We start from the raw sequence: 12,405 nt of genomic DNA, 5'->3' as shown, positions 1-12,405 counted from the left end.
GTTCAGAGTTAGTAGCCGTAGCACATTATGAATAAGATAATTACAGTTTTAATTTTATTAGTTTTTAATTTTAGTTTCAGTCAAACTGAAAAGGAAATGAAAAGTTCTTTGGATAAATTATCGAAAGAATATTTAACCGAAATGTATATTAACAAAAAATATGATTCCGCATCTAAAATCTGGGACAAAGGAATGTTAATTGAAATGCAAAATTATTACGCAAAAAGTGGTCAAGGTAATTTTTCGGATTTAGTTTTAGCCGACAAAATGAAAATTGATGTAGAAAAATATTTTAAAAATTTAACTAAGTTTCAAGTTGACAAAATATTAGACACTCAAATAGAAAATGCAAAAGATATAGTTATTGGTTATGTTTTTTTTGAATATCAAGAAACAATAAAAAGCAAGTCCGAAAAAATCAAAACTATGTTAACTTTTATTTCCTCAGACAATGGAAAAACTTGGTCGGTTCAAGATTGGAAAATTAAAGATATAGCTGATAAAGTTAACAGAAGATTATATTGAGAAAAAAGGCGACTATAGCGTATCTAATTTAGCCTTATAATAATTAAATAATTAAAAAACAAAATGTCATACGAGCCTATATTTGCCCTTTTTTGGGAAAGAGTAAAACAAAGTATTAAAGATAAAACTTTTGCTAAATTAACCTTAGCAAAAACCATTGGTGATACCGAATTAAAAAACATCTATGTTCGTCCTGTGTTATTGGAAAATGATGTTTTTAGTCTTTCGCTAATTGCAAGATATAAAACAGAAGAAATTGAAAGCTTTCACAGCTTAGACGAAGCTTATCCAATATTGGCTTCTTATATGAACCAACCTTTTTTAAGTGCCTTGTTATTCACTACAGAAAATGATGTTGTTTTCAAACTTAATAAGAAAAGGGTAGGAAGCATTACCGAACAAGCACCGACTTTTAAAAGCGCTTCGGATGTAATTCTGGAGATGAAAGAAAAAGGGATTTAAAAAGTGTTCAGAGGTCAGGTTTTTAGTGATCAGTTGTTGGAATAAATAAAAAGTTGTTGATTCACTGAATACTAAAAAGCTGAATACTGCTAACTATTTTTTTCCTTCCCATTCTGCATAAAATTGTGACAAAAATCCTTCCATGTAACGGTGTCTTTGTTGGGCAATTTGTTTTCCTGTTTGGGTATTCATTTTGTCTTTAAGCAACAATAACTTTTCGTAAAAATGATTAATTGTTGGTGCCTGACTATTTTTGTATTCGTCAACAGTCATTTTAGTGTTTGGCGCAATTTTAGGGTCGTAGAGCGTTCTATTTTTAAATCCGCCATAATTGAATGTTCGGGCGATTCCAATCGCTCCTATGGCATCTAAACGGTCTGCATCCTGAACAATGTCTAGTTCTATCGAACTGAATTTCTTTTCCAGATTTCCTCCTTTAAAAGAAATGTTTTCGATGATGTTGATAACAGCATGGATTATGTCTTCACTAACATTTTGAGATTCCAGAAATGTTCTGGCTATTTTTGGACCTACAGACTCGTCTCCATCGTGAAATTTACTATCAGCAATATCGTGAAGTAAAGCGCTCAGTTGGACTATTTGTAAATTGCAAACTTCTTCTTTGGCAATCAATAAGGCGTTTTTGTAGACTCTTTCGATGTGAAACCAGTCGTGACCGCCTTCGGCATTATTGAGTTGTTCTTTTACAAAAGTGATTGTTTTGCTGATAATGTCGCTGTTGTTCATGTTATTGTTTTAAATAAAAATGTTGATTTTCAAAGCTTTTCAACTTCAAAAATCAACATTTTAAATTAACTAAATTGTATTTTAATTTTGTAACTCAATTTCAATGGCAATTTCAAAAATCAATTTCAAAAATCAATTTCAAAAAAATCTGAAATCTAAAATCTGAAATTTGCATTCTGAAATCTATAATCTCGCCGGTTCTACCCATTTAAAAATGTGAGATTCTTTAGGAATTACGATTCTTTCAGAAACTCTAGCCATTCTAGCTGGTAATTTCATTAGATAATCACGTGCTTTTTCTGCTTCGTCAGTTAAACCCCCAATTTTATCAATTTCCCATTTATCAATTAATTTTTGCATGATTTCAACATAATCATTGGCAGTGTAAACTCCAATACGTTGTGCTGAATCAGAAAATAATTCAAATGCAGAGCTTATTTTTTGTCCTGATTCTCTCAGGAAATGCGCTGGCATTACGATTTTTGCTTTCATCATGTATTGAAAAGCAAGCATCATTTCGCTAGGATCTACTTTGAAAATTTCGCTAACAAAATGGCTATACGCATGGTGGTGACGCATTTCGTCTCCAGCAATCATCTTACACATTTTAGAAAGCTTTTTATCACCATAGTTTTTAGCTAATTGCGAAACTCTATTGTGAGAAACATAGGTTGCTAACTCTTGAAAACTTGTGTAAACAAAGTTTTTATAAGGATCTCTACCCGTACCAATGTCAAATCCGTCGTTGATAAGGTGTTGTGTTGTCATTTCTACTTCGCGCATGTTCACACGACCTGATAAATACAAGTATTTATTCAATAAATCACCATGACGGTTTTCTTCTCCTGTCCATTGACGTACCCAGGCTGACCAACCGTTTCTTTCTTCATTATCTACACCTTCTACTTCCATCAACCAGTTTTCATAAGTAGGAAGTGCTTCTTCGGTAATCATATCACCCACCATCGCTACCCAGAAATCATATGGTAAATCTTTTGAGATTTCGCGTAACTCTTTTACTTCTTCTAAGAAATTATCTCCCTCAGAATTTGGTAAAAAATCAGATGGCTGCCATATTTGCTCTACCGGAATCAAATATTGATCCATATAGCCAGTCACGTTTTTTTCCAAAAACTGCATAACTTCTAATCGAATGTTTTTTATTGACATTTTATTTATATTAAAATTTTATTCCTTTTACTACCGCACTTTCTGTCATCTCCATTAATTCAGGGAAATTATGTTCACTAACCTTTAAAGGTTTGTGGATTACAAAGGTAAGATGATTTCCTAAACCTACTGGAAAAAAACCAAATTTTACCATTTTCCAGGAATTATTGATGCTTACCGGAACTATATAGGCTGAAGGTGCACTTTTACACAATATTTTTATTCCTGTCACGGCAAATTCCTTAGGTTTTCCCGTTTTACTTCGAGTCCCTTCAGGAAAAATTACTGCCGAACGTTTGTTTTTTTCGATGTATTCTGATAATCTTTTAATTTCAGGAATTGCCTGTTTTGGGTCTTTTCTATCAATTAAAGCTCCGCCGCCATGTCTTAAATTATAAGAAACACTTGGAATTCCCTTTCCTAACTCTTTCTTACTTACAAATTTACAGTGAAATCGACGCAAAAACCAAATCATAGCTATGATATCATACATACTTTGGTGATTAGCTACAAAAATCAACGGTACTCCTTGAGGAATACTATCTCTATTTTCAAATGTATAAGTTGTTCCTACTAAGTTAGTGCATTTTAATAAAAAAAAGTTCAAATAATCAACACTTTTTTTGTGGGCTTGATAGCCAAAAATATTTAAGCAAATCCACTGAATGGGATGGAAAATCACTAACGTTAGTCCAAAACACAAATAATAAATTACGGATACGGGATACGAAATAAGTTTTTGCATTCTTAAAAAATTAGCTGCAAAAGTATGAAATAATTTTTTAGTGCTATTTAAATCCTAAATAATAATAGGTTTAGTGTTAAATTGTACCTTTGTCCTCTAAAAAAATATCTTTTCCCCATAAAAATGAGCTTTAACTATCCAAAAAACGAAAAACTAAAAAGTAAAATCAGCATTGGATTGTTATTTTCTGAAGGTAAATCGGTTTCTAAATATCCTTTGCGTTTAGTATATCATTCGGGTTCTTTAGGGGAGAACGAGAAAATAAAAATGGGTGTTTCGGTTTCTAAAAAGAATTTTAAAAAAGCAGTTGATAGAAATCGTTTCAAGAGAATTCTTAGAGAAACCTATCGACTCAACAAGCATATTCTCATAGATAATTTAGATAAATCGTATGCTTTTATGTTCTTTTATCAAACTAAAGAGCGTTTATCGTATGAAGAAATCAATACTAAAACCATTCAGTTGTTTGAAAAGTTTGTAGCTCAAAATTCGAAAAAAGAATCTTCTGAAAAGGAAGATGAATTGGGCAAATAATCAATTAAGTATAAGTTTGTTGTCAATTTTATTATTGATGATTTATTCCTAATTTAGTAGTCAATAATATATAACATCATGAACCTCTCTTTTAAGAAAAAATACATTCTTCCTGTAGTCGCTTCGGCTTTCTTGTTTATTGGTTCCAGTTTTAAAGACGATTTTTTTGAAATTGCCAAGCAAATAGAGATTTTTACTACGCTTTTTAAAGAATTGAATACCAATTATGTTGACGAAACTAATCCGGGCGAATTAATGGATAGCGCCATCAAAGGCATGTTAGCCAGTTTAGATCCGTACACAGTGTATTTCAATGAGCAAGATGTATTGAAATTTAAAATCAACAATACTGGAGAATATACTGGAATAGGCGCTTTGATTACTCAAAAATCAGGGAAATTAATTCTTCGAGAAGTCTATAAAAATTTCCCAGCCGATAAAGCGGGATTCAAAGCTGGAGATGAGATTATCCAAATAGGTGATGTAGTAATGGCTGATTTTAAAGACGATGCTTCTCAATTGCTAAAAGGTGCCAAAAACACTAAAATTGATATTAAATACCTACGTCAAGGCAAAACAAATACGACTCAGATTTCACTGGATGAGGTCGAAATCAAATCGGTTCCTTTTTACTCAAAAATTGATGATAAAACGGGTTACATCGTTTTAAGTCGATTTAATAAAAAGGCTTCGAACGAAACTAAAGAAGCTTTATTGGAACTCAAAAAGCAAGGTGCGGAACGTATTGTTTTGGATTTAAGAAACAATCCCGGCGGACTTTTAGGCGAAGCCATCAATATTTGTAATTTATTTGTTCCAAAAAACGAAGTGATTGTAACCACAAAATCCATCAACGAGAAACACAACAATACTTATAAAACGGCATTTGAACCGGTAGATTTGGAGATTCCGTTGGTTATTATTGTGAATGATAAAAGTGCTTCGGCATCCGAAATTGTTTCAGGTGCTTTACAGGATTTAGATCGTGCGGTTATTGTAGGAAGCAGAAGTTTTGGGAAAGGATTGGTTCAAAAACCTATTGATTTAACCTATAATACGCAGTTGAAAGTAACTATTTCGAGGTATTTTACACCTTCGGGAAGATGTATTCAAGCCTTAGATTATGCTCATAAAGACAAAAATGGATTGGCTACTCGTACCCAGGCAACCAATTATAATTCTTTCAAAACCCGCAAAGGAAGAACGGTTTATGATGGAGGAGGGATTTTGCCCGATGTGCCGCTTGAAGAAGCTAAAACCAGTGCTATTGCTAACGCTTTAATCAAAAACGATGGTATTTTTAATTATGCCACAACTTATTATTATAAAAATCCAAATCTAGGAAATCAAATTCCAAATTTCACGAATGCTGATTTTCAGGATTTCAAGCAGTTTTTGAAAACACAAAAATTATCATTCGATACAGAGACTGAGGAAGCCTTAAAATTGACTTTGGCTGTAGCCAAAAAAGAAGCTATTGACGGTGCAATTATTAACGAGTACAATCAATTGTTAGCAGTAGTTCAGAAAAGTGAAAATGCTCAATTAGACAATCATCAAGAAGAAATCAAGGATTTGATTTTAGAAGAAATTATAAAACGCTACCAATATCAGGAAGGTTTTTACCAATATTATATGAAATCCAATTCGGAAATAAAAAAAGCGGTGAGTATTTTAAACGATGCTGCAACCTATAAGAATATTTTAAAAATCTAATGCTGAAATCTATTTTAATAATTGCTTTTTTTGCTGTTGGTGCATTATGTGCTCAAGAAAAAAAAATCGGAACCGTTTATTTTGAGTTCGACAAATACAACATTGATGCTGTTCAAGAGCAACTTGTTACCAATTTTGTTCGGGAAATAGATACAACACGACTAGAATCGATCCAAATTTATGGCTATTGCGATGATAGAGGAAATAATAATTACAATTTAAAATTATCAGAAAACAGGGTAAATGCGGTTAAAGGCATTTTAGTGACCAATGGATTTAATAAGAATAAAATTGTAATTGTTGAAGGCAAAGGACGTGTGCTTATTGATGATTTTTCGGGAGGAAATTTAGATGATATTCGTTCAAAAAACCGACGTGTTGACTTATTAATTGTAAAGAAAAATAGTTTTGGTAAAGGGATTTATAATTCTTTTCAAGAACATCATGAAGTAGGGGATCGAATCTATCTTGAAAATATTTTTTTTGAATTAGGAAGTAGCAATCTTACAGCGTCTTCTCAAAAAGAATTGGATAAGATAGTCGAAATACTTCGAAAAAATAAAGGAATAGAATTTGAAATTCGCGGTCATGTGTGTTGTACTCCCAGTGATTACAAAGATGCTATTGATCGGGCTACCAATGAAAGAAAACTCTCTTTAAACCGTGCAAAGAGTGTTTTTAAGTATTTAATTTCTAAAAGCATTAGTAGTTTAAGAATGAGTTATAAAGGTTTAGGAAATCAATTTCCTTTGGGTAAAGGCGACGAATTCGATCGAAGAGTAGAGTTCTTTATTACTAAGATTTAATCGGCTTTATAAAAAAGTCTCGAATGGCGTTTTACTTAGTAAACATTGCCATGATTTTTGAAGTTTCCTTCGGAATCGGTTTTTTGTTGATTTTAATCGATTTTATGATTGCTTCCAGCTCTAACATTAAATCTCGTTTTTCTTTCGAAGGAGAGTAGCAAAAGCCTTCTAAAACCAGTATGCGGTCATTGTCTTTGTCAACAATTGCATAATTAATAAAAGGGCCAGACATAAAATCGTCTTTTAGTTCCCAAGTTCCTTTAGTTTCATAGGCCTTTTTGTAATCCAGAACAATGTTTGAAAAATAAGGAGCATAAGCTTCTTCGGTAATCATATCGGTGTTTAATTCCTTGCCGTGAATGTATAAACTTCCAATGGAATCTCGCATCTGGATGATACTGGACACCTTGTTTTTTTTATTTTCAATATTGTTTATAGGAACTTGATAGATTAAAAGGCTGGTATTTCCACTAATGATTTCTTTTTTAAACCATGCAAAATTCTCTTTTTGAAGCATTAATTCGTAGCTGGAAGGCATTTCAATTTTGATGTTGAAACTGTCTTTGAAAAATTTCGAACTTAAAAGCGATTTCTTGTTTATGCGTTGGCATTCTTCAATCTCGGTTTGATGAATGGTTTTAATGATTTCAGCGGCATTTTTTTGAATTAGACACAAGATATCATCAGCAGCTTTTCCAGAAATATAGAACACATTTTGTGGTGAAGCGATTTTGTTTTTTTCTATTTTGAAATTCTCTTTAGTATCTTTTTTGATCACAATAATGTTTCGGCTATCCGTCATGTAGCCTTCCATTAATTTCACCGGATATTGATTGATGGTATAAAGAGGTTCTTCTTGAGGTAATCCAATTACAGGAGAAGCAAATTTATTTCGGATGCTATCGCCAATTTCGCCATTCCACAACAAATCGTCTATAATCACCGAAATGTTATTGATTTTTCCATTGGTTTTTTCAGGATTTAGATCCTCCTGTTTGCAGGACATGAAAAAGATGGAAACGAAAAGCAATATAAAATGGATTTTATTCATTTTGCATCGATTGTAACTGCAATTCAAATTTAGGGTATGAATTATTGTTTATTAATTAGCTTCTTGTGTTTTAGTTAGCTAATATCGTTCCAAATTTTTAATAAATGGAATAAAAATAGTGCAAAATACCCATAAAACAGAAAAAGGGCTTTATTTCGCAACAGAAATAAAGCCCTTTTGTATCGTTTGAGGATTATAATTAACCTCCTATTTTCAATTTCATTCCTGGTTTGATCTCTTCGTTGTTAATGTCGTTCCATTTCTTAATATCTGAAACGGTTACTCCAGATTTTTTGGCAATGCTAAATAAGGAATCTCCTTTTTTAACTAAATAATCCTGTTGCAAAGAAGTATCGATTTTGCCTTTCTTAAAAGAAGCTGCAGTAGCCTTAGAAGTGTTGATTGCAATTTCGTTTTTAGCTACAATTAATGTTTTTCCTAATGCAATGTTGTTATCTGATAAGTGATTCCATTCTTTCAAATCAGTAATCGCAGTACCAAATTTCTTAGCGATGCTACCTAAGTTATCTCCTTTTTGAACAGTGTATTCAATATTTTTTAATTCAGGAGTTGCAGCAACTACTTCTTTCGTTTCAATTTCTCTTTCGGTCACTTGTAGACTAGTTCCCGCTTGGATAGTATTTCCAGAAAGTTTATTCCATTCTTTAATTTGAGCAACAGTTACGTTGTTTTGTTCGGCAATATCACTTAGGTTATCTCCTTTTTGAACAATATAATTGGTTTTGTTACTAGCTACTAAAGTGTCTTTTTTAACTTCTTTCTTTATTTTATCAGCCTTGTTTGTTTTGGTTTCAACCGAAGCAACATCAGTTTTAGTTTCAATTTCAGCTGCTATTATGGTTAGCACTTTTCCGTATGAAACGCTGTTACTATTTAATTTGTTCCATTTTTTTAAGTCGCTAATGTCAACATTATATCTGCTGGCAATATTGCTTAAATTATCGCCTTCTTTTACTTTGTAATATTGGGTAAAACGACCAATAGAATAAGAAGATGGTTTTTCAACGCTGGCAATAGCGGTAGCGCCGTTTTTAAATGGACTGTTGTTTTTAAAGTCTAATTCGTGTTGAATATAGGCGTAAATTTTATCTTCATTTGAAACAAAAACACCCACTTTGTCTTTTGGTAATCGCAAATAATGATTTTCAGAAGAATACGAAGGGATTACATTGAGTTTGTACGAAGGATTTAGCAATTGCAATTGCGAGACAGGCATATCCAATAAATCGGAGATTTGCTTGAATGACATTTGTTTTTTAATCATTACCGTATCAGTAGCAAAGTGCTGTACGATAGCTTTGTTTGGTTTGATTCCGTGTTCGTTATGGTATTCGTATAAATACATTGTAGCTAAGAAAGCTGGTACATAACCTTGAGTTTCTTTGGGAAGATTTTGTTTAATGCTCCAGAAGTTTTGTTGTCCACCTGATCTTCTGATGGCTTTTGCAACGTTTCCTGGGCCTGAATTATAAGAAGCTAATACTAATTCCCAATCGCCAAAAATGCTAAACATATTCGACATGTATTGGGCAGCAGCTGCAGTGGCTTTTAATGGGTCGCTGCGTTCATCAATATAGGAATCTATTTTTAGATTGTATTGTTTTCCAGTTTGATACATAAATTGCCAAAGTCCGGTAGCACCTACTTTAGAAACTGCTTTCGGGTTTAATGCGGACTCAACAATAGCCAAATACTTTATTTCTAAAGGAATGTTTTGTTTGGCAAAAGTTTCTTCAAACATTGGAAAGTAATATTCCGAAATCGCCATTAAACGTTCAAAAGATTTCTTTCTGTTCTTTAAAAATGACTTAATTACATTTTCTAATCCTTGATTGTATTGAATGTTAAATGGAGATTTAGCATTCATAGCCTCAAGCCTAGCTTTTAATAATTCGGTAGGTAACTCATAATCTACTTTTTCATCCGTATTGATATTTTCAATATCCTTAGTGATGTCATTGTATAAATCTAAGTCAGTCAGTTCTTTTGTCCATAAGCTGTCTACACAACTGGCCATGTCATCATTAACAAAGCTTCGTTTAATAGAATCCAGATAGGATACTTTAGTTTCTAATACAGAAGTTCCCTTGCTTTCGGCAACTTCTTGCGAAAACAGGGGAACTGTTAGTACTAGAAAAAATGATAAAGTGATTTTTTTTATATTCATATTTTTTATTGTCAACGTGCTTAATTTTAAACGATTACAAAATCGTTTATACAAACTTAATAGGTTACAACTAAAAATTTCTATAAATATTGTTAAAAAAGAGAAAATTAGTCTAAAATAGCCGCAATTCCCGGTAAAACCCTACCTTCAAGCATCTCTAGCATAGCTCCTCCACCTGTAGAAACGTAACTTACCTTATGTTCGAAACCAAATTGTTTTACTGCTGCAACTGAATCTCCACCACCTACAAGTGAGAAAGCTCCGTTAGCAGTTGCCTCAGCAATATAGTCTCCAAGAGCAATAGTCCCTTTGGAAAAACTTCCCATTTCGAATACTCCTAAAGGTCCATTCCAAAGAATTGTTTTAGACTCTAAAATTACTTTTTTGAAGTTTTCCAAAGATTTTGGTCCGGCATCCAATCCTTGCCATCCATCAGGAATTTCACGAACATCTACTATTTTAGTATTAGCTGTATTTGAAAAATCATCTGCAGCAACAACATCGACAGGAATATGAATTTGAACTCCTTTTTCTTTAGCCAATCTTAAAATTTCCAATGCTAATTCTTGTTTGTCGTCTTCACAGATAGAATCTCCAACTTTTCCGCCTAATGCTTTCACGAAAGTAAAAGTCATTCCACCACCAAGAATCATGTGGTCTACTTTATCTAAAATATTTTCGATAACTGTAATTTTAGAAGACACTTTAGATCCTCCAAGAATTGCAATTACAGGTTTTTCACTGTTTTTTAATACTTTATCAATGCTTTCAATTTCTTTAGCTAACAAAGTACCGAAACATTTAGCTGTTGGGAAAAATTGAGCAATAATTGTAGTCGAAGCGTGTGCTCTGTGAGCCGTTCCAAAAGCGTCGTTTACATAAATGTCTCCTAATGAAGCCAATTCTTTTGCAAAAGCAACATCTCCAGCCTCTTCTTCAGCGTAAAAACGTAAATTTTCTAATAATAAAACTTCACCTGCTTTTAAATCATTTGAAGCTTGTTTTGCTACTTCACCTATACAGTCTGAAGCAAATTTTACAGGAACTCCAAGAATGTCAGTTGCTGTTTTTAAGATATGTTTTAATGAGTATTTTTCTTCAACACCTTTTGGACGACCTAAGTGTGACATTAAAATTACGCTTCCACCATCGGCAAGGATTTTGTCAATAGTCGGTTTTGCAGCTTCGATACGGGTAACATCGGTTACATTAAAATTCTCGTCTAGCGGCACGTTAAAATCAACACGTATAATTGCTTTTTTATTTGCAAAATTAAAATCGTTTAAAGTCTTCATTAGGTATTATTTTTAGTTTATTTTTTTGAAAGTGAAACAAATATAGAACTTTTAGATTATTAATGAATTTGAATAAATCAAAAAAAAACGATTTTTTGTAACGAAAACGTTGTAAATCAACAAATAAAGTGTTTTTTATTAAATAAATTTTGTTTTTTAATCATGAACCGGACTTTGAGTACATGGACAGTTACTAATCCCTGCAAAGAAATCAAGTCCTATGGTAATAACATGCGTTCCAGTATTTAATGAAGCAAATTGATTCGTCGTGATTTGGTACGAATATCCAAAATAGAAATTAGATTTCTTAAATCCCACCATTGGTCCCAAATTCAATGGTTTAAAAAATTGGTCATTCAGAAAGCGATAGGATATACCTGCCCAGAAATAATCCTCATACCTGTTGAATTTACGATACTTTATATTGACATCGGTACTAGAACGGCCATCACTGGCAAAGTATTGATAAAATACTGATGGTTCATATTCAATTCGGCTATTTTCTCTACTTCTAAAAGTGTAACCTGAATAAACTTGGTAATTTCTAAGTAAAATAGGTTCTACTCCTGAAAAGCGATCTGCATTTTTATTTAAAAGATTACTGGCATTAAGACTAAGATAAAATGCTTTGTTTCTGTATAAGAAACCAACATCAAAGTTATTGTTAGATACAAAACGGTTATCGGTAATGCTTGGATCGAGGATTGGTATTTCATAGGTAGTATTAAACTTATCGATGTCTATTTTGAAATTATTGATATTGTAAGACATTCCAAAAGACAAATATTGTTTAGAATAATAATCCAAAATCAGGTGATGCGCAAAGGAGATTTTCATTCCCGTTTGTCTTGTATTTCCATTGCTATCATTGTAAAGCGAAATTCCTATTCCCGATTGACTGGCAATTCTAAAATCAGCATAAACGGATTGATTATCAGGAGCATCTTTTATACCTACCCATTGAGTTAAACCATTGGCTCTGATTTTTAAGTTGTCCCCAATTCCGGCAAATGTGGGAGCAACCACAAAGTGATTGTCTGCCAAATATTGGGTAAAAACAGGTAAATTTAATTCCTGACTGTAACCCGAAGTTACAGTCAAGAGAATAAATAATGATGCTACTATATTTTTCATTTTAATAATTTTCATTTGGGGGAGCAAGCTTT

12 protein-coding genes are annotated in these 12,405 nt (G+C 32.6%); 5 read left to right on the top strand and 7 right to left on the bottom strand.

Annotation, left to right across the window (positions count from 1 at the left end):
• The first annotated feature begins 96 nt into the window (after positions 1–96).
• Entirely contained in the window at positions 97–525 is a 429-nt protein-coding gene (locus GTZ96_RS00640) for a hypothetical protein (protein WP_181033116.1), read from the top strand.
• Between the two features lie 63 nt (positions 526–588).
• Positions 589–987 carry a hypothetical protein gene (locus GTZ96_RS00635; RefSeq protein ID WP_161640444.1) on the top strand — a complete coding sequence of 133 codons (399 nt, stop codon included), beginning with the start codon at positions 589–591 and terminating at the stop codon, positions 985–987.
• Positions 988–1,080: 93 nt separating this feature from the next.
• Here GTZ96_RS00635 and GTZ96_RS00630 read toward each other — a convergent pair whose 3' ends face one another.
• From GTZ96_RS00630 to GTZ96_RS00620, 3 genes are all read right to left on the bottom strand, one after another.
• Positions 1,081–1,734 carry an HD domain-containing protein gene (locus GTZ96_RS00630; RefSeq protein WP_161640443.1) on the bottom strand — a complete coding sequence of 218 codons (654 nt, stop codon included), beginning with the start codon at positions 1,732–1,734 and terminating at the stop codon, positions 1,081–1,083.
• A gap of 183 nt (positions 1,735–1,917) precedes the next feature.
• A complete protein-coding gene (locus GTZ96_RS00625; protein ID WP_161640442.1) occupies positions 1,918–2,904 on the bottom strand; it encodes an acyl-ACP desaturase in 987 nt (328 codons plus the stop codon).
• Between the two features lie 10 nt (positions 2,905–2,914).
• The gene (locus tag GTZ96_RS00620; protein WP_161640441.1) at positions 2,915–3,649 is read right to left on the bottom strand and encodes a lysophospholipid acyltransferase family protein; all 735 of its coding nucleotides are present in this window, start codon (positions 3,647–3,649) and stop codon (positions 2,915–2,917) included.
• A gap of 123 nt (positions 3,650–3,772) precedes the next feature.
• Between GTZ96_RS00620 and rnpA the strand changes: the two genes are divergently transcribed.
• The 3 genes from rnpA to GTZ96_RS00605 all read left to right on the top strand — a co-directional run bounded on the left by rnpA (position 3,773) and on the right by GTZ96_RS00605 (position 6,705).
• Complete coding sequence (rnpA, locus tag GTZ96_RS00615; RefSeq protein ID WP_161640440.1) at positions 3,773–4,183, top strand: ribonuclease P protein component; 411 nt, start codon at positions 3,773–3,775, stop codon at positions 4,181–4,183.
• Between the two features lie 78 nt (positions 4,184–4,261).
• Positions 4,262–5,899, top strand: coding sequence for a S41 family peptidase (locus GTZ96_RS00610; RefSeq protein ID WP_161640439.1), 1,638 nt, complete (start codon positions 4,262–4,264; stop codon positions 5,897–5,899).
• Positions 5,899–6,705 carry an OmpA family protein gene (locus GTZ96_RS00605; protein WP_161640438.1) on the top strand — a complete coding sequence of 269 codons (807 nt, stop codon included), beginning with the start codon at positions 5,899–5,901 and terminating at the stop codon, positions 6,703–6,705. Before GTZ96_RS00610 ends, GTZ96_RS00605 begins: the two co-directional genes overlap by 1 nt.
• 31 nt (positions 6,706–6,736) lie before the next feature.
• Here GTZ96_RS00605 and GTZ96_RS00600 read toward each other — a convergent pair whose 3' ends face one another.
• The 4 genes from GTZ96_RS00600 to GTZ96_RS00585 form a co-directional block, all read right to left on the bottom strand.
• Positions 6,737–7,756 (bottom strand): DUF4837 family protein, encoded by a 1,020-nt coding sequence (locus GTZ96_RS00600; protein ID WP_161640437.1) that lies wholly within the window; start codon positions 7,754–7,756, stop codon positions 6,737–6,739.
• A gap of 199 nt (positions 7,757–7,955) precedes the next feature.
• Positions 7,956–9,944, bottom strand: coding sequence for a LysM peptidoglycan-binding domain-containing protein (locus tag GTZ96_RS00595; protein WP_161640436.1), 1,989 nt, complete (start codon positions 9,942–9,944; stop codon positions 7,956–7,958).
• Between the two features lie 107 nt (positions 9,945–10,051).
• Positions 10,052–11,239, bottom strand: coding sequence for a phosphoglycerate kinase (locus GTZ96_RS00590; RefSeq protein ID WP_161640435.1), 1,188 nt, complete (start codon positions 11,237–11,239; stop codon positions 10,052–10,054).
• Between the two features lie 156 nt (positions 11,240–11,395).
• A complete protein-coding gene (locus tag GTZ96_RS00585; RefSeq protein WP_161640434.1) occupies positions 11,396–12,373 on the bottom strand; it encodes a PorP/SprF family type IX secretion system membrane protein in 978 nt (325 codons plus the stop codon).
• Positions 12,374–12,405: the final 32 nt, after the last annotated feature.

Origin of the sequence: Flavobacterium undicola (assembly GCF_009909155.2) — a bacterium.
GTDB classification, from domain to species: Bacteria; Bacteroidota; Bacteroidia; order Flavobacteriales; family Flavobacteriaceae; genus Flavobacterium; species Flavobacterium undicola.
Note: the sequence above shows the minus strand (reverse complement) of the source record. Positions and strands in the feature narration are given on the sequence as shown.

Excerpts from the sequence above, each read along its gene's own strand:
- GTZ96_RS00610 (WP_161640439.1), top strand. The coding sequence starts at position 4,262 with ATGAACCTCTCTTTTAAGAAAAAATACATTCTTCCTGTAGTCGCTTCG.
- GTZ96_RS00595 (WP_161640436.1), bottom strand. The coding sequence starts at position 9,944 with ATGAATATAAAAAAAATCACTTTATCATTTTTTCTAGTACTAACAGTT.
- rnpA (WP_161640440.1), top strand. The coding sequence starts at position 3,773 with ATGAGCTTTAACTATCCAAAAAACGAAAAACTAAAAAGTAAAATCAGC.
- GTZ96_RS00605 (WP_161640438.1), top strand. The coding sequence starts at position 5,899 with ATGCTGAAATCTATTTTAATAATTGCTTTTTTTGCTGTTGGTGCATTA.
- GTZ96_RS00625 (WP_161640442.1), bottom strand. The coding sequence starts at position 2,904 with ATGTCAATAAAAAACATTCGATTAGAAGTTATGCAGTTTTTGGAAAAA.
- GTZ96_RS00600 (WP_161640437.1), bottom strand. The coding sequence starts at position 7,756 with ATGAATAAAATCCATTTTATATTGCTTTTCGTTTCCATCTTTTTCATG.
- GTZ96_RS00630 (WP_161640443.1), bottom strand. The coding sequence starts at position 1,734 with ATGAACAACAGCGACATTATCAGCAAAACAATCACTTTTGTAAAAGAA.
- GTZ96_RS00640 (WP_181033116.1), top strand. The coding sequence starts at position 97 with ATGAAAAGTTCTTTGGATAAATTATCGAAAGAATATTTAACCGAAATG.
- GTZ96_RS00590 (WP_161640435.1), bottom strand. The coding sequence starts at position 11,239 with ATGAAGACTTTAAACGATTTTAATTTTGCAAATAAAAAAGCAATTATA.
- GTZ96_RS00635 (WP_161640444.1), top strand. The coding sequence starts at position 589 with ATGTCATACGAGCCTATATTTGCCCTTTTTTGGGAAAGAGTAAAACAA.
- GTZ96_RS00620 (WP_161640441.1), bottom strand. The coding sequence starts at position 3,649 with ATGCAAAAACTTATTTCGTATCCCGTATCCGTAATTTATTATTTGTGT.
- GTZ96_RS00585 (WP_161640434.1), bottom strand. The coding sequence starts at position 12,373 with ATGAAAAATATAGTAGCATCATTATTTATTCTCTTGACTGTAACTTCG.